Origin of the sequence: Rhizobium sp. AP16 (assembly GCF_000281735.1) — a bacterium.
Taxonomy (GTDB): domain Bacteria; phylum Pseudomonadota; class Alphaproteobacteria; order Rhizobiales; family Rhizobiaceae; genus Rhizobium; species Rhizobium rhizogenes.
On sequence record NZ_AJVM01000065.1, the window covers coordinates 1 to 19,796 of the forward strand.

Here is a 19,796-nt window from a genome sequence, read left to right on the forward strand (position 1 = left end):
CAGGCAAACCTGCCAGCGGCTGCCACCGACACCCACAAATACAAGCGCGGCCACCTCGTCGTCTTTTCCGGCGGCGCGACAGCTACGGGGGCGGCGCGCATGTCGGCCATGGCTGGGTTGAAGGCAGGGGCAGGGCTTGTCACCATTGCTTCCCCGGAACAGGCGCTGGCGGTCAATGCCGGGTTCCTGACGGCGATCATGCTGCGCGCGGTCGAGGACGAGGTCTCCTTGCGCGAGTGGCTCTCCGACAAGCGCCTTTCGACCTTCGTTCTCGGCCCTGGCTTCGGCGCCGGCGAGAAGGCCCGCCAATTTGCCCTGGCCCTGAACGATCGTCATCTGGTGCTGGACGCCGACGGCATCACCTCGTTTCGCGACGACCCGCAACTCATGTTTGATGCCTTCGCGGATGGCCCGACGCGGCTGGTCCTTACGCCGCATGAGGGCGAATTCGCCCGCCTCTTTCCCGATATCGCCGCCGACGGTGCGCTGAGCAAAGTGGAGAAGGCCAGGGCGGCGGCGACGCGGGCTCATGCCGCCATTATCTACAAGGGTGCCGATAGTGTCATCGCTGCACCCGACGGCCGGGCGCTGATCAACGCCAACGCCCCGCCATGGCTTGCCACCGCCGGCTCCGGCGACGTGCTCGCCGGCATCATCGGTGGACTGATGGCACAGGGTGCGCCAGCCTTCGAGGCCGCCGCCGCCGGTGTCTGGCTGCATGGCGTCGCTGGGCAGCGCGCCGGAAAAGGACTGACGGCGGAAGATCTCGTTGCGCACGTCACGCCCGTTTGAGGGGCGTTATTTCGCCACTTCTTCCTGCAGCGCGATCGCGCCATGAGGCGCATTGACCTTGCCCTCATGGATCATGAAGGCGAAGACGTCGCGCGGCTCGACCTTGACCTTGCGGTCCCCGTCGATCAACGGCAGATCATCGGGGATTTTGCCCTCTGCCCAGGTCTCCAGCCGCTTCGCCCAGGCCTTCAAGTCCTTCGGCGGATAGCAGGTCTTGATGTCGTCGGAGCCCTTCTGCAGGCGGGCATAGACGAAATCGGCGGTCACATCGGCGATCATCGGATATTCGAAATGCTCGGCGCAAACCGGCGCGATATTGTATTTTGCAAGCAGGGCGACGAATTCCGGCACCTTGAACGAGTCATGCCGGACCTCGACGACATGCTGGAGCGCCAGACCGTCTTGCTTGCCCGGCAGCAGCTTCAGGAACGCCTCGAAATCATCCGGGTCGAACTTCTTCGTTGGCGCAAACTGCCAGAGCAGCGGCCCGAGATGGTCACCCAGCTCACTGATGCCGGATGTGAGAAAGCGCTGCATCGACTCACCCGCCTCGGCAAGCACGCGCCGATTGGTGACGAAACGCGTCGCTTTCAGCGAGAAGATGAAACCATCCGGCACGTCGGCCGCCCACTTGGCAAAAACCTCCGGCTTTTGTGTGCTGTAATAGGTGCCGTTGACCTCGATCACCTTCAGCTGGCGACTGGCGAAATTGAGCTCGTCCTTCTGCTTGAGCGTGTCGGGATAGAATGTCCCCCGCCACGGCTCAAACGTCCAGCCGCCAATGCCGGTTCGGATCGTGCCGGTTTTGGTCATTCTCTCCTCCATTGATTGGGCGCGGCTAGATCACTCCGCCGCTACGACTTTTTTTATCGGCCGCCGCTCCAGCAATTCCTTGAGAAACTGTCCCGTATAGGACCGCTTCTCCTTGACGATCATCTCCGGCGTGCCCGTTGCAACGATCTCGCCGCCGCCGTCACCACCTTCAGGACCGAAGTCGAGGATCCAGTCGGCCGTCTTGATGACTTCGAGATTGTGCTCGATGACGACGACTGAATTGCCTTGGTTGACCAGTTCGTGCAGCATTTCCAGAAGCTTGGCGACGTCATGGAAATGCAGACCGGTGGTCGGTTCGTCGAGAATATAAAGCGTGCGGCCCGTCGATCGCTTCGACAGTTCCTTGGCTAGCTTGACGCGCTGCGCCTCGCCACCCGAAAGCGTATTGGCCTGCTGGCCGACCTTGATATAGCCGAGGCCGACATCCTTCAGCGATTGCAGCTTGTCGCGCACGGCGGGAACAGCCGCGAAGAAATCGACGCCTTCCTCAACGGTCATGTCGAGCACATCGGCGATCGACTTGGTCTTGAAAGTGACATCCAGCGTCTCCCTGTTGTAGCGCTTGCCGTGGCAGACGTCGCAGGTGACGTAGACGTCGGGCAGGAAGTGCATCTCGATCTTGATGACGCCGTCACCCTGGCAGGCCTCGCAGCGGCCACCTTTGACGTTGAACGAGAAGCGACCTGGCTGGTAGCCCCGCGCCTTCGCTTCCGGCAGGCCGGCGAACCAGTCGCGGATCGGCGTGAAGGCGCCGGTATAGGTCGCCGGGTTCGAGCGCGGCGTGCGGCCGATCGGCGACTGGTCGATGTCGATCACCTTGTCGATATGCTCGAAGCCATCGATCCGGTCATGTTCGGCCGGGATTTCGCGCGCGCCCATGACGCGGCGTGCGGCCGACTTATAGAGCGTCTCGATCAGGAAGGTGGACTTGCCGCCGCCGGAAACGCCGGTGACGGCGGTAAAGACGCCGAGCGGGATCGCAGCAGTGACGTCCTTGAGGTTGTTACCCCTGGCGCCGACGACCTTGATCTCCTTACCCTTCTTGACCTTGCGGCGCTCGTCGGGAACCGGCACGCCGAGTTCGCCGGAGAGATATTTCCCGGTCAGCGACTTCGGGTTTGCCATGATCTCCTGCGGCGTGCCATGCGCCACCACCTGGCCGCCATGTATGCCGGCGGCGGGGCCGATATCGACCACGTCATCCGCCGTCATGATTGCATCCTCGTCATGTTCGACGACGATCACCGTATTGCCGATGTCGCGCAGGTGCTTCAGCGTTTCCAGCAGACGGGCATTGTCGCGCTGATGCAGGCCGATCGAGGGTTCGTCGAGGACATAGAGCACGCCGGTGAGGCCCGAGCCGATCTGCGAGGCCAGGCGAATACGCTGGCTTTCGCCGCCGGACAGCGTGCCGGAATTGCGCGACAGGCTCAGATATTCGAGGCCGACGTCGTTGAGGAAGCGCAGGCGATCGCGGATCTCCTTGAGAATGCGGACGGCAATCTCGTTCTGCTTGTCGGTGAAGGTCTCCGGCAGCAGCTCGAACCAGTCGCGGGCAATCCGGATCGACATTTCCGCGACCTGGCTGATGTGCAGCTTGTTGATCTTGACCGCCAGCGCTTCCGGCTTCAGGCGATAGCCGTTGCAGGCCGGGCAGGGGGCGGCCGACATGAAGCGCTCGATCTCCTCACGCGCCCAGGCGGAATCCGTTTCCTTCCAGCGCCGCTCGAGGTTCGGCACGATGCCTTCGAAATTCTTGTGCGTCGTATAGGAACGGGCGCCGTCGGCGTAATGGAACTCGATCTTATCCTCGGTACCGTTGAGGATCACGTCTTTCGCCGTATCCGGCAGGTCGCTCCAGCGGCTGCCGAGCTTGAAGCCGTAATGCTTGCCGAGCGCTTCCAGCGTCTGATTGTAATAGGGCGAGGTCGATTTGGCCCAGGGAGAGATCGCGCCGTCGCGTAGTGTCCGTTCTGGTTCGGGTACGATCAACGCGGGATCGATCTTCTTCAGCGAGCCGAGGCCATCGCAGGACGGACAGGCGCCGAAGGGATTATTGAACGAGAACAGGCGCGGCTCGATTTCCGAAATGGTGAAACCGGAGACCGGGCAGGCGAATTTTTCCGAAAACAGCACGCGTTCATGCGTTTCGTTCAGCGACTTGTTGGCCGACCCACCGGCAGAAGTCTCCTCCGGCGGCAGCGGCTTATCGGCAAATTCCGCAATGGCAAGGCCATCGGCGAGCCGCAGCGATGTTTCGAAGCTGTCCGCCAGGCGGGCCGAGACGTCGGGTCGGACGACGATACGGTCGACCACGACGTCGATATCGTGCTTGTACTTCTTGTCCAGCGTCGGTGCATCGGCGATCTCGTAGAACTGCCCGTCGACCTTGACGCGCTGGAAGCCCTTTTTCATGAGCTCCGCCAGTTCCTTCTTATATTCGCCCTTCCGGCCGCGCACGAGCGGCGCCAGGATATAAAGCCGGGTGCCTTCCTCGTAGGCGAGCACGCGGTCGACCATCTGGCTGACCGTCTGGCTCTCGATCGGCAGGCCGGTGGCCGGCGAATAAGGCACGCCGACGCGGGCAAACAGCAGGCGCATATAGTCGTAGATTTCGGTGACGGTGCCGACCGTCGAGCGCGGATTGCGCGACGTGGTCTTCTGCTCGATCGAAATCGCCGGCGACAGGCCATCGATCTGGTCGACGTCAGGCTTCTGCATCATCTCCAGAAATTGCCGCGCATAGGCCGACAGGCTCTCGACATAGCGACGCTGCCCCTCGGCATAGATCGTGTCGAAGGCGAGCGAGGACTTGCCCGAGCCCGAAAGGCCGGTCATGACGATCAGCTTGTTGCGCGGAAGGTCGAGATCGATGCCCTTGAGATTGTGCTCGCGTGCGCCACGTATGGATATAGTCTTCAGTTCACTCATCGTCGTCCGCTTGGTCCCTTGATGTCTGCCTTTATTTAGTGATGCCGGGCCGTGAGTCGAGGCTGAAATGAAGGGCAGCGCCAGGTTTTCGATTCGGTTGACAGGATCATAGGGATAAAATAGAACAAAGAAAGAACAAAATTCCTTGTGGATGAAGCTCCCTTGGATGGTTGCTTAAATAGCACCTGATGGCGGCAATGGTCTAAGGTGCGCGGATAAAATTTCAGAGCCGTCGATGGGCGGCAAGTAGGGTGGTGTCATGGCCGGTAGTGTGAACAAGGTAATTCTGGTTGGAAATCTCGGGGCGGATCCTGAAATTCGCCGTACGCAGGATGGCCGTCCGATCGCCAATCTCAACATCGCGACATCGGAAACCTGGCGTGATCGCAATTCCGGCGAGCGCAAGGAAAAGACCGAGTGGCACCGCGTGGTGATCTTCAACGAAGGTCTCTGCAAGGTTGCCGAACAATATCTGAAGAAGGGCGCCAAGGTTTATATCGAAGGCGCGCTTCAGACCCGCAAGTGGCAGGATCAGAACGGCCAGGACAAGTATTCGACCGAAATCGTGCTGCAGGGCTTCAATTCGACGCTGACCATGCTGGACGGTCGCGGTGAAGGCGGTGGCGGCGGTAATCGTGGCGGCGGCGGTGGTGATTTTGGTGGCGGTGATTACGGCGGTGACGACTATGGCCAGCCCGCACCGTCATCCGGCGGAGGCCGCAGCGCTGGTGCAAGCCGTGGCGCTCCCGCAAGCAGCGGTGGCGGCAGCAACTTCTCGCGCGACCTGGACGACGATATCCCGTTTTGATCGAGCGGCTCTGATCGACAGCTTATATCGAATTGTACTGAACGGCCCGCCTTTCCCGGTGGGCTTTTTCTATGTAAGCGTGAGGGCGGACTGAACGCCGTCCACGACGAACTGGGCGGCAAGTGCGGCGAGGATGACGCCGAGCAGGCGGGTCAGGATGGCGCGGCCGGTTGCCCCCAGCATGCGGTCGAGCCTGTCGGAGATTGCGAGCGCCGCGAAGACGAGCCCGAGATTGACGGCGATGACGCCGATCAGCTGTGCCCGATCAAACGTGGTCTGCAGCGAACCGGCAAGCAGAATGGTTGCCGAAATGGCCCCGGGGCCGGCGATCAATGGCAAGGCGAGGGGGAAGACCGCGATATTGTGGATGTGATCCTTGGTGATCGCGACCTCGGTCGTCTTCTCCTTCCGGTCCTGCCGCTTCTCGAATACCATCTCGAAGGCGATCCAGAAGAGCAGCAGGCCGCCGGCAATGCGGAAGGCGCCGATAGAGATGCCGAGGATGCCGAGCACGCTGGCGCCGAACAAAGCGAAGGCAGCCAGGATGAAGAAGGCGATCAGGGATCCGCGCAAGGCCACCTGCTTGCGTTCGGCCCGGTTCATGCCCGCCGTGAGGCCGATGAAAAGCGGAGCGAGACCTGGCGGATCGACCGTGACAAGCAGCGTCGTGAAGGCATTGATTAGCGTGTCCGCGCTCGCCATATGTTCCCCAGCCATTTGTTTTCTATGGTTGTTGATCCATTGATATGCGAGGAATGGGCTTTCGCAAAGCGCAATGCGGCCAATCCGGGACGTGCTGCCACGGAAATGTTCGATTTAGCGGGTTAAGAGGGCAAAAGCCTGTTCAAAAGCACCCGCCAAAATTGGCGCTCGCAGGGCCTTTCGGCTATAAATTTCGCAGTGATTCTAAAAGAGATCGTGATCTGTTTTGACTGAGCAAACACCACCCGGCGGCGGGAAGCTCCCGCCAGGCATCGAGCCAATTTCCATCATGGAGGAAATGCAGCGGTCGTACCTCGATTACGCGATGAGCGTGATCGTCAGCCGCGCGCTTCCCGATGTTCGCGATGGTCTCAAGCCCGTTCATCGACGCATCCTCTATGGTATGTCGGAACTCGGGATCGACTGGAACAAGAAATATGTGAAGTGCGCCCGCGTAACCGGTGACGTGATGGGTAAATACCATCCGCACGGTAACCTGGCGATTTACGATGCGCTCGCCCGCATGGCGCAGCCCTGGTCTCTTCGCCTGCCGTTGATTGACGGGCAGGGCAATTTCGGTTCCGTCGATGGCGATCCGCCGGCGGCCGAACGTTACACGGAATGCCGCCTGCAGAAGGTGGCGCATTCGCTGCTCGACGATCTCGACAAGGAAACCGTCGATTTCCGCGACAACTATGACGGCACGCTGAGCGAGCCCGTTGTCGTACCGGCAAAGTTCCCCAACCTGCTCGTCAACGGTTCCGGCGGTATCGCTGTGGGCATGGCGACCAATATTCCGCCGCATAACCTGTCCGAAGTGATCGATGGCTGTATCGCGTTGATCGACAATCCGGCGATCGAACTGCCGGAGATCATGCAGATCATTCCGGGTCCGGACTTCCCGACAGGCGCCAAGATCCTCGGCCGCGCCGGTATCCGCTCGGCCTATGAGACCGGGCGCGGCTCCATCGTCATGCGCGGCGTCGCTGCGATCGAGCCGATGCGCGGCGACCGCGAGCAGATCATCATCACTGAAATTCCCTATCAGGTGAACAAGGCAACGATGATCGAGAAGATGGCCGAACTGGTGCGCGAAAAGCGCATCGAAGGCATCTCCGATCTGCGCGACGAATCCGACCGCCAGGGCTACCGCGTCGTTGTCGAGCTGAAGCGCGACGCTAATGCCGACGTCATCCTGAACCAGCTTTACCGCTATACGCCGCTGCAGACGTCTTTCGGCGCCAACGTGGTGGCTCTGAATGGCGGCAAGCCCGAACAGTTGACCCTGCTCGACATGCTGCGCGCCTTCGTGTCCTTCCGCGAAGATGTCGTCAGCCGCCGCACCAAGTACCTGCTGCGCAAGGCGCGCGAACGCGCCCACGTCTTGGTCGGTCTCGCCATCGCCGTCGCCAATATCGACGAAGTCATCCGCGTTATCCGCCGCGCTCCCGATCCGCAGTCGGCGCGTGAGGAGTTGATGACTCGCCGCTGGCCCGCGGAAGATGTCGAATCCCTTATCCGGCTAATCGACGATCCGCGTCACCGCATCAACGAAGACGGCACCTACAATCTTTCGGAGGAGCAGGCGCGCGCCATTCTCGAGCTGCGTCTTGCTCGCCTGACGGCACTCGGCCGTGACGAAATCGGCGACGAGCTCAACAAGATCGGCGCTGAGATCAAGGATTATCTCGATATCCTCTCGTCGCGTGTCCGCATCCAAACCATTGTAAAAGAAGAGCTTATTGCCGTTCGCGACGAGTTCGGAACGCCGCGCCGCACCGAGATCGTCGATGGCGGTCTCGAGATGGACGATGAGGATCTGATTGCCCGCGAGGACATGGTCGTCACCGTTTCGCATCTCGGCTACATCAAGCGCGTGCCGCTCACCACCTACCGCGCCCAGCGCCGCGGCGGCAAGGGTCGCTCCGGAATGACGACGCGCGACGAAGATTTCGTTACCCGGCTATTCGTTCTCAATACGCATACGCCGGTACTGTTCTTCTCGTCGCGCGGCATCGTCTATAAGGAGAAGGTCTGGCGCCTGCCGATCGGCACGCCGACATCGCGTGGCAAGGCCTTGATCAATATGCTGCCGCTTGAGCCCGGCGAACGCATCACCACGATCATGCCGCTGCCCGAGGACGAGACGAGCTGGGACAATCTCGACGTCATGTTCTCGACGACGCGCGGCACCGTGCGCCGCAACAAGCTGTCGGACTTCGTACAGGTGAACCGCAACGGCAAGATCGCCATGAAGCTCGAGGAAGAGGGCGACGAAATCCTCTCCGTCGAGACCTGCACCGAGCATGACGATGTGCTGCTGACGACGGCGCTCGGACAGTGCATCCGCTTCCAGGTCTCGGACGTGCGCGTCTTCGCCGGCCGCAATTCCATCGGCGTTCGCGGTATTTCGCTGGCGTCGGGCGACAGCATCATTTCGATGACCATCGTCAACCATGTGGATGCCGAGCCCTGGGAGCGCGCTGCCTATCTCAAGCGCTCGACCAGCGAGCGTCGCTCGACCACGGGCGAGGAAGAGGAAATTGCGCTGGTCGGCGAGGAAGTCACCGAAGAGGGACAGCTGAGCGACGAGCGCTATGAAGAACTGAAGGCACTGGAGCAATTCGTGCTGACGGTTTCGGAAAAGGGCTTTGGCAAGCGTTCGTCTTCCTACGATTTCCGTATCTCCGGCCGTGGCGGCAAGGGTATCCGCGCCACCGACACGTCGAAGACTGCCGAAATCGGCGAACTGGTCGCCGCCTTCCCGGTTGAGGACAGCAACCAGATCATGCTGGTCTCGGATGGCGGTCAGCTGATCCGTGTTCCGGTCGGCGGCATTCGTATCGCCAGCCGCGCCACCAAGGGCGTCACCATCTTCTCGACCGCCAAGGACGAGAAGGTCGTTTCGGTCGAGCGCATCAGCGAGCCGGAAGGTGATGATGACGCCGTCGAGGCAGATGCTGAGGATGGTGTGCCGAATGGAGAGGCCGAGGTGCCTGCAGGCGAGGCCGAAGGTACCAGCGAGGAATAGCTCTCGATTTTAATGAGTTTAATGGAAAACGGCCGCCTTTGGGCGGCCGTTTTTGTCCGTTCGAAAGCATCGGTATAGATCTTGGAATGCAACACGCCCTATCGAGAGGCGGCAAGACCTGTCCGCCAGGTGGTCCAGCCTGTCAGCAGCACCAAGCCTAATACGGTCGCGGGAGCAATGGCATGTGAATATTCACCGTGTCCCAGCACGGTCGCAATCGCTGAGAGCATGATGGTGGCGGCGAGCGCTAGGCCGAGAAGGCGAGTGGGGCGCAAAAGGATGAGGGCGGCGGCAGCCAGCTCGACTATGCCAGTCACGTAATGAAACCATCCGGGATAGCCCCAGCGCTGGTAATCATCGAGAATGGTATTGGATGCAAAGATATTGCCCAATCCTCCCGCCACGAAGAAAATTCCCACGATCCACGGAAGTATCAGGCTCCATTTGAATTTACCCACGGTCTTTAGCCTCGCTTGTTATGGCACCCTGTAGAAATGTTTTAACGGCCGCTTCGCTCAAGCGCTCGATTGCTGCCTTATCTGGCGGTTTGCGATCAATCCCCACGAGGCCGCGCAATTGTGGCGCCATCACCAGCATGCTCAGGAACTGCTCGGCCAAATCAAACGCAGAGATGTCTGCCCGAAACTGGCCATCCGTTTGCTTGGGTTCGATCCAGCTTGCCAGAATGCGCGTGGCATTCTCCGGGCCTCCGAACCAGATTGCCTGGGCGAGCCTTGGGAATTGATGGCCTTTGGATGCCATCAGGCGATGCAATGCGAGCGCTTGTGGTTGAAGCACGATGCCAAGAACACTGCAGGCGAAGGATGTGAGTGCCGTGTCGAACTCTCCGGTTTTGGGGATTTCAAGCAGTTCGAGCGGAGCGGAAATGTCGGCGCAAAGCCGTGTGACCGCTTCGATGAAAAGCCCTTCCTTGCCGCCGAAATGATCGTAGACATTGCGTCGTGAACCACCGGAGCGGGATATCACCATGTCGATGGAAACGGCATCATATCCCTGCTCAAGGAACAATTCCGCTGCACTTTCCACGAGTTGCTTAACTCGGTCTGCCCCGCGCTCTGTCCTATGGGTCTCCATATAAGCCTCTTTCGATGAATAATGGTATGGTACTATACCATACCATTTGGCGACACAAGATTTGCCAGGATGTGTCGGAGGCGTGCGACCTTTTGTCGATTTCAGGATTTCCGCTGTGCAGCCACTGCATAGAAAAAACCGGACGCTGGGGAGCGTCCGGTTTGACTGGTCCCGGGCGCCTGGAGGGCCGCACGCGGGTGGGGGAGATTGTCAGGAGCCCGAAGGGTCAGAGTGTTCCGTGACGCTTGTTCAGCTTCTTGCTCTCTTCGCTTTCGCGATGGAGCGCCGATATGGTGGATGCAACAGACACAACGAACATGATGCTGATGAAAAGCGTAAGCACCGTTAATATCGTGAACATGATCGCTCCCTTCCTCTCGCGGAACTAGCGTTCAGATCCCTTTAGTATTGGCTGGAAGCCGTAAAGGAACGAGCCGAAGCAAAGGGACCATAGATCTTCGACTGGTCAGGCTTTTGATCGTAAAGAGCGATCGTTGCTGCAAGCATTCCGGAAATCATCGTCATCCAAACAACGTTAATAAGGGTGATCTTGTCGGGCATACTCTTTTTCCTTCTTACAGCAACGTGCAAATTTAAGGTTCGTACTTTAACGCAGCGGCTCGTGAATGGTTCCGCCATATGTTGGGCTCTATTTACCAACGCCCATCTGAAGCAACCTTGAATGCCTTGTTCATCTGGCGTTCAGATTCGCGATGCGTTTTGCGCATGGCGCTGATGATTTCTTGAGCAGAAGTGGTGTCATCACTGTCGGTATGAGCAGCCCATTCGATTTCGTAATTGTTCGCGAACAGGTGAACAACGTGCTCAATGAGGATGGAGGCGACAATGGCGACTGCGACGATGAGGACCAGCATGGCCTGATATTCCTGAGCCGGAGATGGATGAACCGGTTGAACCGGCCCGTTTCGATGTTGGGGTGAGTAAAGCATTGTCGATCTGAAACGGGCTTGAACGCCGCATTCATCTGTCGTTCAGAGGCCATTGCCGGGTTGTAAATGACTTGCGAGAAGGGGCTATCCGTGACAAAAGGCGTCGAAACAACGAGCCGGCTCGGTATGACGACAGCCTTTTATCCCGGATCCTTCGATCCCATGACCAATGGACATCTGGACGTCCTCGTGCAGGCGCTGAATGTCGCCTCCAAGGTCATTGTCGCGATCGGGATTCATCCTGGCAAGAAACCGCTTTTTTCCTTCGAGGAGCGGGCGGAGCTGATCAACCGGTCGCTTGCTGATGCGCTGCCGAAGAAGGCTGCCGACATATCCGTAGTCTCCTTCGACAATCTGGTGGTCGACGCGGCCCGCAAGCATGGCGCGAGCCTCCTGGTGCGTGGCCTGCGCGATGGCACCGATCTCGATTATGAAATGCAGATGGCCGGTATGAACCGCCAGATGGCGCCCGATATTCAGACCCTGTTTCTGCCCGCCGGCACGGCGTCCCGGCCCATAACCGCCACATTGGTGCGGCAGATCGCCTCCATGGGCGGCAATGTCAGCGCCTTCGTCCCGCCAGCGGTTCTTGAAGCCCTGACTGGCAAGTTAAAAGATCCGGCCAAATAAAAGTCAGGCCGAAATCCATTTTTCCGAACGGAGCACCCATGAAACTTCTTCATATCGCATTGGCAGGCTTTCTCGGCCTCGCCGCCTTCGCAGGCAGCGCCATCTCGGCCGCGGCCACCGATCTTCTGACGATCCAGCTGAAGGACGGCCCTGTTGTTATCGAGTTGATGCCCGAAGTTGCGCCGAAGCATGTCGCGCAGATCGAAGCGTTGGCGAAGAAGGGTGCGTATGACAATGTTGTCTTCCACCGCGTCATCGATGGTTTCATGGCCCAGACCGGCGATGTCCAGTACGGCAACACGACGAAGGGCTATAACGCCGCCAAGGCCGGCACCGGCGGTTCCGATCTTCCGAACCTTCCGGCCGAATTCTCCAAGGTTCCGTTCACGCGCGGCGTTATCGGCATGGCGCGTGCCCAGGATCCGAATTCCGCCAACTCGCAGTTCTTCATCATGTTCGCTGACGGCGATTTTCTGAACGGCCAGTATACGGTCGTCGGCAAGGTCGTCTCCGGCATGGAACTCGTCGACAAGATCAAGCGCGGCGAAGGCCAGAATGGCGAAGTGAGCAACCCGGACAAGATGCTGAAGGTCACCGTCAGCAAGAAGTAAATCCAAAGGCATGATCCCAAAAAATGTGAAGCGGTTTTTGGATAAGATCATGCGCAATCAAACATAGAACGAGGAAACGAAAATGGCTGAGATCAAGGATCCCGAAAACACCCTCATCCTGGAAACCACCAAGGGCGAAGTTGTCATTCAGCTCCTGCCGCAGGTAGCGCCCGAGCATGTCGCCCGCATCAAGGAACTCGCTCGCGAGAAGGCCTATGACGGCGTTGTTTTCCATCGCGTCATCGACGGCTTCATGGCACAGACCGGCGATGTGGAGCATGGCAAGGTAGGCGGCAACACGGCCCGCGCCGGTACGGGCGGCTCGTCCAAGCCGGACCTGAAGGCTGAATTTTCCGCCACGTCGCACATTCGCGGCACTTGCTCGATGGCGCGTTCGCAGAACCCGAACTCGGCCAACTCGCAGTTCTTCATCTGCTTCGCTGACGCATCCTGGCTGAACAAGCAGTATTCGGTCTGGGGCCAGGTGATCAGCGGCATGGACAATGTCGACAAGATCAAGCGCGGCGAGCCGGTGAAGGATCCGGACTCGATCGTCTCCGCGCGGATTGCCGCCGACGTCTGATTGTGATTATTCCTGAAACCCGCCTCTTGCGCCTTTGGCGCGGGGGCGGGTTTCGCTTTGCCCGGATTGCCTGAATGCGTGTTGACCTTTTCGATTTCGATCTGCCGGACGAGCGTATCGCGCTTAGGCCCGCCGAGCCGCGCGATAGCGCGCGCTTGCTCGTGGTCGATCCGAATGCGGAGATGGTTTTGAGCGACCGCCAAATCCGCGATCTCTCGTCCTACCTTCGCCCCGGCGACGCTATCGTCTTCAACGACACCAAGGTCATCCCGGCCCAGCTGGAAGGCATCCGTCACCGCGAGGGTGCGCCCGGCCAGCAGGTTTCGGCGACGCTGCATATGCGCGCCGCACCCGATCGCTGGAAGGCGTTCGCGAAGCCGGGCAAGCGCATCAAGATCGGCGACCGCATCCAGTTCGGCCATGGCGAAAATGTCTGCGCTCTCGGCGTGCTTGATGCTGTGGTCGAGGAGAAGGGCGAGGGTGGCGAGATCACGCTGCGCTTCGATCTTTCCGGTCCAGCGCTGGACGAGGCGATTGCCGCTGTCGGCCATATTCCACTGCCGCCCTATATCGCCGCCAAGCGTCCGGAAGACGAGCGCGACCGCGCCGATTACCAGACCATCTATGCCCGCGAGGAGGGCGCCGTCGCAGCGCCCACCGCCGGCCTGCATTTCACCCCGTCACTGTTTGCAACGCTGGACGCCATGGGCGTCGAGCGGCATTTCGTGACGCTGCATGTCGGCGCCGGCACCTTCCTGCCGGTCAAGGCTGACGATACCGAAGACCACAAGATGCATTTCGAGATCGGCCATGTCGATGCAGCGACAGCGGAAAAGCTGAACGCCGTGAAGGCGAGGGGCGGGCGCATCGTCTGCGTCGGCACCACGTCGCTGCGGCTGCTCGAAAGTGCGGCTGCCGAGGACGGCACGATCAAGCCCTGGTCCGGCGCAACCGGCATCTTCATTACACCCGGTTACCGCTTCAAGGCGGTCGATCTGCTGATGACCAATTTTCACCTGCCGCGCTCGACGCTGTTCATGCTGGTGTCGGCCTTTGCCGGCCTCGATACCATGCGCGCGGCCTATACCCATGCTATTGAGACGGGCTATCGCTTCTATTCCTATGGCGATGGCAGCCTGCTCCACCGGAAAGACTAAGACGAGATGAGCGAGAGCTTTCAGTTCCAATTGAAGAAGACCGATGGCGGCGCCCGTCTCGGCGAAGTTTCCATGCCGCGCGGCACGATCCGCACGCCGGCCTTCATGCCGGTCGGCACGGTCGGCACCGTCAAGGCGATGTATCTCGACCAGGTGCGCGAGAGCGGCGCCGATATCATCCTCGGCAATACCTATCACCTGATGCTGCGCCCAACCGCCGAGCGCGTCGCCCGTCTTGGCGGCCTGCACGAGCTGATCCGCTGGCCGCATCCTATCCTGACCGATTCCGGCGGTTTCCAGGTGATGTCGTTGTCCGGTCTGCGCAAGCTCGATGAGCAGGGCGTGACCTTCAAGTCGCATGTCGATGGCAGCCTGCATCATATGTCGCCGGAACGCTCGATCGAGATCCAGGGCCTGCTCGGCTCCGATATCCAGATGCAGCTCGATGAATGCGTGGCGCTGCCCTCGACTCCGAGAGAGATCGAGCGGGCCATGGAAATGTCCTTGCGCTGGGCTGAGCGTTGCAAGGTCGCCTTCGGCGACCAGCCCGGCAAGGCGATGTTCGGCATCGTGCAGGGCGGCGACGTGCCTGACTTGCGTGTCCGCTCGGCGCAGGCGCTGAACCAGATGGACCTGAAGGGCTACGCCGTCGGCGGTCTTGCCGTGGGTGAGCCGCAGGATGTGATGCTCCGCATGCTGGAAACCACCCTGCCGGAACTACCGACTGAAAAGCCGCGCTATCTGATGGGCGTCGGCACGCCGGACGATATCCTGAAATCCGTCGCCTGCGGCATCGACATGTTCGACTGCGTGATGCCGACCCGCTCCGGTCGCCACGGCCTGGCGTTTACCCGCCGCGGCAAGGTCAATATCCGCAATGCCCGCCACGCCGAGGACATGCGTCCGCTCGATGACCAATCGAATTGCCCAGCCTCGCGCGACTATTCACGCGCCTATCTGCATCATCTCGTCCGCGCCAACGAGGCGCTCGGCGGCATGCTGCTCTCCTGGAACAATCTCGCCTACTATCAGGAACTGATGCAGGGCATCCGGCAGGCGATCGCCGAGGGCCGTTTTGCCGATTTCATGGCGGAGACGCAGGAGAACTGGGCGAGGGGCGATCTCGAGCCGGTTTGAGATGTGATCCACTATCTCTGCTAAAGGTGGCGACGATCGATACGATCGTGCCGTCTTCTTAGCCATTTGCATCTCGGACTTATGCTTTCCTGGCCGAGAAAAACAGGAAGCGCGGTTTGGTTGTGAGGCTCCGAAATGCCTCCGGAAAGAGCTCGCGGGCTCGCGGATCGGGTTGGGGTTCACTCAGGATATCAATCTGAAAACCGGCTGCCTTGAGCGCGTCAAATATGGCGTGGAGCGGTCGATGCCAGAAGCGCATGGCGATGTCCTTTCCTCCGCGCTGCCAGGTCTCGTCAAAACTGTAGGTCTCGAAATAATTATCGTGGCCGGGCGCCGGATGATCCATGAAGGGATGGTGGGTGGAGAAAACAAGGCGGCCGCTTTGGGAGAGCAGACGGTTGAACTCGGCGAGGGGCCGCGACCAGTCAGGCAGGTAAAGCATGACAAGCGAGGCGAGGATCAAATCGAAACTGCCATCATCGAAGGGCAGCGGCTCATTCAGATCAACCAGTCGTAATTGCGCACGTCCTTCAAGGCGACGTCGCGCAATTTCCAGCAAGCCTGCACTCGAATCGATGCCGGTTAGGATCGCGCCTCGATCAAGAAGCGCTGCCGCATGTGCTCCACCACCGCATCCCGCATCAAGGACCCGGAGCCCGGCAACATCGGCAATCATCGAAAGAATTGCCGACCGCTCATAATAGGCATTCCAAGCGTTGTTCTCGTTGTCAGCCTGATAGGCTGCCGCAAACGCATCGTAATCATTCTCAGACAACGTCGTTCCTCTCCAGAGGCTCACCTGAAAGACGATTGGTTTCAATACGGTAGAGATACTCACTCTATCGAACTATCGAAGCGCCAATATCTCCGGCAAGGCCGTCTCTTTGATTCATTCCATCCTTCGCAGTCCTTGCGCCTGCCCAAAATCGGCGCTAATCGGAATTGTCGAAAAAGGCAGGGGCGGTTTCGGTAAGCCCGACCCCTTCTATCTGGAAGCTCTGTTCCGCGCCTTGGCGCGAGTACCCACGACGCGGAAGCTTGGTCATACCGGCCGAGCCGCCCGCGTTGGTGTGGGCGATTTCGGCCGTCATGCCTCCGCGGGAAGACCCATGGAGCTGCCTGCCATGCGACTAAATCATCTTGATCTTCATGTTCCCGATGTCGCCGCGACGAGGGACGTTCTGGTATCTGCCTTCGGCCTGATCGAAATCGAGACGCGGGGCGTAAATGGCCTTGCCATTTTGCGTGACGACGCCGGTCTCGAACTGGTCATCAGCCGTCCGATCGAGAAGTTCGGCGGAGCTGATTCGGCCTCGGTTGGACGCAATACCTATCATATCGGCTTCATATTGCCGTCGCGCGAGTCTGTGGACGAACAATTTGAGCGGGCCAAATCGGCCGGCTGCGAGATCTGGCAACCGCCTTCGGCGGTGCGGGGCGGGTGGTTATTTTACTGCTTTGCGCCGGGGCGAATTCTCATCGAGGTCGGTTGGCGTTCAGACCCAATAGCCTAGTCAAAAATATTAATGACTGTAATGGTTTGTGATGCGATCTTCGCGTCACAAACCGGGCGTTTTCAGGGGGCGTATTCGAGGTTTTTCGATAGGCCGCGAGGCCCGCCGAAACGGCGGCGTGATGAGAAATCGTTTGGAAAAATGGCGAATCGGAATAAACGGTCCGTCCGCCAATGATAAGCTTCATTGGCTAATTTAATCGCGATGGGTTTGGAATTCCTGTGGATTTCGGCTACAACGCTTTTTCTTGATCGATAAGGGCTGTTCTAATCATAAGTAGGAGGCACCTGCCGTTGAGGGCGCAAGGTAAATTGGGGACATGTCTGTCCGGCTTGTTATTTGTCGGATTGGCGGCAACAGGCTGCACGACTGACACGAAAACATCTTCGGCTACTCATAGCTCGACAAAATCGATCCAGCCGGCGAAGGTAACCTATAATTACACCGCCAAGGATCGCGACTGTCTGAAGCGCGTCATGTATTTCGAGTCCGAGCATTCGGATCACGATGGGTACATGGCGGTGGGCACTGTCGTGATGAACAGGCTGACGTCGGGGGCTTATGCCAATTCGATTTGCGGCGTCGTCGCACAGGAGCGGCAATTCGCGCCGGGCGTAATGACAAGGTTGGTGCGCCCCGAGGCGGAACCGGAGCTTGATACGGCGGCCACGGCTATTCTGCGCGGAGAGCGGCATGCGGGCGTGAAGGATGCGATGTTCTTCCACACCAATGGCCTGAAGTTCCCCTACAATAACATGCACTATGTCGCGATAGCCGGCGGGAATGCGTTCTACGAGAAGCGCGGCCGGGATGGCGAGTTGCAGACCCCGGCGCCGCTTCCGGCCTATGAGGTCGCGATGAACTACGTATCGACGCAAGGCATATCGACAACACAATCGCCGTTCATATTGCCGGAAACGCGGCAGGTGCAACAAGCGCCGTCCGTCGTCGCCTTTACGCCGGTCTCGAACCCGACTTTTGCCATGCCGGCTGCGACGGCTGCGATCCCGGCAGAGGTTCCCATCCCGACGCCGGCTCCAGCCCTGATCTCGGTGCCAGTTACCCATGGGACGGCAGTCGTCGAGCCGATCTCGACCATAGCGATTCCCCAGCCGCGCCCCGAATTCGAGGGTGAGGGCTATTCCGGCAACTCTGTTAGAATTCGCGGCTAACGAAGCCAGCAACTGCCTTTTCAGCGGCGCGCACTATCGGCGATAGTAGATGCGCCGCTTCGCGGCATCGATCCCGCATGCCGCTCAAATGCCTTTGCTTGCCGTATTGGGCAGGATTTGTACGCCGTTGATCTTGTAACTGCCATCCGGCTGGCGAGCTATCTGATAGATCGCCGTCCAGTCCTTGTCGTCGATACCGGTGATCAACACTTCCTGATAGACAACTGCGCCGTTGTCGATGGCGCGGCTTTTGCCGAAGGCGTAGTTGCCGGGGTGATAGACCGGCTGGTAGCTCTTCTTCACCATTGCGAAAAAGACGTCCTTGTCTGGAAAGAGCGCCTTGATGCCCGGCGCCGCAAAAGAATAGGCCGTCGCCGCATCATTCTGCAGGAAGGCTTCTATCTGTCCCTGGATCAGCGTTTGCGCCGTTTGCACAGGATCTTCCGCTTGCGCCTTGGGCGCAAGGATGAGGCACAGCATGACGGCGAGGGATAAAGCGCGCATGGACATCTCCGGCGAATATCCCGGAGAGCATAGCGCGCTTCACGTTTTTGAAGAAGCGGCTATTGCCAGCGGCGAAACAAGGCGCTGGCATTCACGCCACCAAATCCAAAACCATTCGAGATCGCATATTCCATCGACATCGGCCGGGCAGTTGCTCCGACGAGATCGATACCTTCGGCCGCGGGATCGGCGTCCTGCAGATTGCGGTTCGGCGGCGCGATTTGGTCGCGCAGCGCCATGATCGTGAAAACAGCCTCCAGGCCGCCGGCGGCGCCGAGGAGATGGCCGGTGGCAGCCTTCGTACCGCTGACGGCAATGCCGCCATCGCGACCGAATACTGTCTTGATCGCCTCCATCTCACCGCGGTCTCCGACCGGCGTCGACGTGGCATGGGCGTTGAGATGTTTGACTTCGCGGGGCGAAATTCGAGCCTGCGACAAAGCCGCCAGCATTGCCCGGCGTGCTCCATCGCCATCCTCTGGGCCGGCTGTCATGTGATAGGCGTCGGCTGCAGTGCCGTAGCCGACGAGTTCCGCAAGCGGCGTGGCACCGCGGGCCAGCGCATGATCCAGCGTTTCGATCACCAACATGCCAGCGCCTTCGCCCATGACGAAGCCGTCGCGGGCGGCATCGAAGGGGCGGGAAGCTTCCTCCGGCCTATTGCTGAAGCCGGTAGAGAGGGCGCGTGCCGCCGCAAAGCCGCCGAGGCTGACCTTGTCGATGCAAGCTTCCGCGCCGCCGCAGATCGCCACATCGGCCTCACCAGCTCGGATCAGTCGCGCCGCATCGCCGATTGCCTGGACGCTGGCGGCGCAGGCGGTGACCGGTGCGCCAAGCGGTCCCTTGTAACCGTAGCGGATACTGACCTGGCCGGCTGCGAGATTGACGAGGAAAGAGGGGACGGTGAAGGGAGATAGTCGCCGTACGCCGCGCGCTTCTGCTGTCCGGACCGCATCAGCGATTGCCGGAAAACCACCAATGCCCGACGCGATCACGGTGGCTGTGCACTCAAGGTCACGAAGATCGGTCGGCTGCCAGCCGGCTTGCTTCACTGCCTCTTCGGCCGCGGCCATCGCAAAGAGGATGAAGCGGTCCATTTTCTTCTGGTCCTTCATCGGCACGTAGCGATCGGCGTCGAAACCGGCCTCCGCATCCTCTTCGAGGTTGGGCACGACGCCGCCGACCTTGGCGGCGAGATCGTCGACCATCGTCTCCGGTAAGAGCCTAAGACCGGAACGACCTTCGACCAGTCGTTTCCAGGCTGCGCTGACGCCGACGCCGAGTGGTGAAACCAGGCCCATGCCTGTTACGACGATGCGATCCATGTCTTGCTCCTATTTAACGT

General features: G+C 59.8%; 22 protein-coding genes. 10 read left to right on the plus strand and 12 right to left on the minus strand.

Features of this window, described 5'->3' with window-relative positions; all coding sequences use genetic code 11:
* The coding region (locus PMI03_RS18085; RefSeq protein ID WP_007696007.1) for an NAD(P)H-hydrate dehydratase at positions 1-792 on the plus strand (792 nt) is incomplete at its 5' end.
* A gap of 6 nt (positions 793-798) precedes the next feature.
* On the opposite strand, the gene PMI03_RS18090 is transcribed toward PMI03_RS18085, so the two are convergent.
* A complete protein-coding gene (locus PMI03_RS18090; RefSeq protein WP_007696008.1) occupies positions 799-1,605 on the minus strand; it encodes a DUF72 domain-containing protein in 807 nt (268 codons plus the stop codon).
* Between the two features lie 30 nt (positions 1,606-1,635).
* Complete coding sequence (uvrA, locus tag PMI03_RS18095) at positions 1,636-4,557, minus strand: excinuclease ABC subunit UvrA (protein ID WP_007696009.1); 2,922 nt, start codon at positions 4,555-4,557, stop codon at positions 1,636-1,638.
* A gap of 259 nt (positions 4,558-4,816) precedes the next feature.
* Between uvrA and PMI03_RS18100 the strand changes: the two genes are divergently transcribed.
* Positions 4,817-5,365, plus strand: coding sequence for a single-stranded DNA-binding protein (locus PMI03_RS18100; protein WP_007696010.1), 549 nt, complete (start codon positions 4,817-4,819; stop codon positions 5,363-5,365).
* Between the two features lie 69 nt (positions 5,366-5,434).
* Here PMI03_RS18100 and PMI03_RS18105 read toward each other — a convergent pair whose 3' ends face one another.
* The gene (locus PMI03_RS18105) at positions 5,435-6,067 is read right to left on the minus strand and encodes a MarC family protein (protein WP_007696011.1); all 633 of its coding nucleotides are present in this window, start codon (positions 6,065-6,067) and stop codon (positions 5,435-5,437) included.
* 226 nt (positions 6,068-6,293) lie between these two features.
* On the opposite strand from PMI03_RS18105, the gene gyrA reads away from it, so the two are divergent.
* Complete coding sequence (gene gyrA, locus PMI03_RS18110) at positions 6,294-9,098, plus strand: DNA gyrase subunit A (RefSeq protein WP_012651457.1); 2,805 nt, start codon at positions 6,294-6,296, stop codon at positions 9,096-9,098.
* Between the two features lie 98 nt (positions 9,099-9,196).
* Here gyrA and PMI03_RS18115 read toward each other — a convergent pair whose 3' ends face one another.
* The 5 genes from PMI03_RS18115 to PMI03_RS18125 form a co-directional block, all read right to left on the minus strand.
* The gene (locus tag PMI03_RS18115) at positions 9,197-9,556 is read right to left on the minus strand and encodes a DoxX family protein (RefSeq protein WP_007696014.1); all 360 of its coding nucleotides are present in this window, start codon (positions 9,554-9,556) and stop codon (positions 9,197-9,199) included.
* Entirely contained in the window at positions 9,549-10,193 is a 645-nt protein-coding gene (locus PMI03_RS18120; RefSeq protein WP_007696017.1) for a TetR/AcrR family transcriptional regulator, read from the minus strand. Before PMI03_RS18120 ends, PMI03_RS18115 begins: the two co-directional genes overlap by 8 nt.
* A gap of 226 nt (positions 10,194-10,419) precedes the next feature.
* The gene (locus tag PMI03_RS31800) at positions 10,420-10,554 is read right to left on the minus strand and encodes a hypothetical protein (RefSeq protein ID WP_007696019.1); all 135 of its coding nucleotides are present in this window, start codon (positions 10,552-10,554) and stop codon (positions 10,420-10,422) included.
* A gap of 41 nt (positions 10,555-10,595) precedes the next feature.
* The gene (locus PMI03_RS31805; protein ID WP_007696021.1) at positions 10,596-10,754 is read right to left on the minus strand and encodes a hypothetical protein; all 159 of its coding nucleotides are present in this window, start codon (positions 10,752-10,754) and stop codon (positions 10,596-10,598) included.
* A 92-nt stretch (positions 10,755-10,846) separates the two neighbouring features.
* Positions 10,847-11,068 carry a hypothetical protein gene (locus tag PMI03_RS18125; protein WP_007696023.1) on the minus strand — a complete coding sequence of 74 codons (222 nt, stop codon included), beginning with the start codon at positions 11,066-11,068 and terminating at the stop codon, positions 10,847-10,849.
* A 201-nt stretch (positions 11,069-11,269) separates the two neighbouring features.
* Between PMI03_RS18125 and coaD the strand changes: the two genes are divergently transcribed.
* From coaD to tgt, 5 genes are all read left to right on the plus strand, one after another.
* Positions 11,270-11,773 (plus strand): pantetheine-phosphate adenylyltransferase, encoded by a 504-nt coding sequence (coaD, locus tag PMI03_RS18130; RefSeq protein ID WP_007696025.1) that lies wholly within the window; start codon positions 11,270-11,272, stop codon positions 11,771-11,773.
* A gap of 38 nt (positions 11,774-11,811) precedes the next feature.
* A complete protein-coding gene (locus tag PMI03_RS18135; protein ID WP_007696027.1) occupies positions 11,812-12,384 on the plus strand; it encodes a peptidylprolyl isomerase in 573 nt (190 codons plus the stop codon).
* Between the two features lie 82 nt (positions 12,385-12,466).
* Complete coding sequence (locus tag PMI03_RS18140) at positions 12,467-12,967, plus strand: peptidylprolyl isomerase (protein WP_007696028.1); 501 nt, start codon at positions 12,467-12,469, stop codon at positions 12,965-12,967.
* 74 nt (positions 12,968-13,041) lie between these two features.
* Positions 13,042-14,124 carry a tRNA preQ1(34) S-adenosylmethionine ribosyltransferase-isomerase QueA gene (queA, locus tag PMI03_RS18145; protein WP_007696029.1) on the plus strand — a complete coding sequence of 361 codons (1,083 nt, stop codon included), beginning with the start codon at positions 13,042-13,044 and terminating at the stop codon, positions 14,122-14,124.
* A 6-nt stretch (positions 14,125-14,130) separates the two neighbouring features.
* Positions 14,131-15,261 carry a tRNA guanosine(34) transglycosylase Tgt gene (gene tgt, locus PMI03_RS18150; RefSeq protein WP_007696031.1) on the plus strand — a complete coding sequence of 377 codons (1,131 nt, stop codon included), beginning with the start codon at positions 14,131-14,133 and terminating at the stop codon, positions 15,259-15,261.
* Positions 15,262-15,340: 79 nt separating this feature from the next.
* Here tgt and PMI03_RS18155 read toward each other — a convergent pair whose 3' ends face one another.
* Both PMI03_RS18155 and PMI03_RS31810 read right to left on the minus strand, forming a co-directional pair.
* On the minus strand, positions 15,341-16,036 hold the full coding sequence (locus tag PMI03_RS18155; RefSeq protein WP_007696033.1) for a class I SAM-dependent methyltransferase: 696 nt from the start codon (positions 16,034-16,036) through the stop codon (positions 15,341-15,343).
* Between the two features lie 157 nt (positions 16,037-16,193).
* A complete protein-coding gene (locus PMI03_RS31810) occupies positions 16,194-16,352 on the minus strand; it encodes a hypothetical protein (protein ID WP_174015642.1) in 159 nt (52 codons plus the stop codon).
* A gap of 33 nt (positions 16,353-16,385) precedes the next feature.
* On the opposite strand from PMI03_RS31810, the gene PMI03_RS18160 reads away from it, so the two are divergent.
* The gene (locus PMI03_RS18160; protein ID WP_007696035.1) at positions 16,386-16,775 is read left to right on the plus strand and encodes a VOC family protein; all 390 of its coding nucleotides are present in this window, start codon (positions 16,386-16,388) and stop codon (positions 16,773-16,775) included.
* A gap of 293 nt (positions 16,776-17,068) precedes the next feature.
* The gene (locus tag PMI03_RS18165) at positions 17,069-17,947 is read left to right on the plus strand and encodes a cell wall hydrolase (RefSeq protein WP_007696037.1); all 879 of its coding nucleotides are present in this window, start codon (positions 17,069-17,071) and stop codon (positions 17,945-17,947) included.
* Positions 17,948-18,031: 84 nt separating this feature from the next.
* On the opposite strand, the gene PMI03_RS18170 is transcribed toward PMI03_RS18165, so the two are convergent.
* Together PMI03_RS18170 and fabF are read right to left on the minus strand one after the other, a co-directional pair.
* The gene (locus PMI03_RS18170) at positions 18,032-18,451 is read right to left on the minus strand and encodes a DUF4864 domain-containing protein (RefSeq protein WP_007696045.1); all 420 of its coding nucleotides are present in this window, start codon (positions 18,449-18,451) and stop codon (positions 18,032-18,034) included.
* A gap of 59 nt (positions 18,452-18,510) precedes the next feature.
* A complete protein-coding gene (gene fabF / locus PMI03_RS18175; protein WP_007696047.1) occupies positions 18,511-19,776 on the minus strand; it encodes a beta-ketoacyl-ACP synthase II in 1,266 nt (421 codons plus the stop codon).
* Positions 19,777-19,796: the final 20 nt, after the last annotated feature.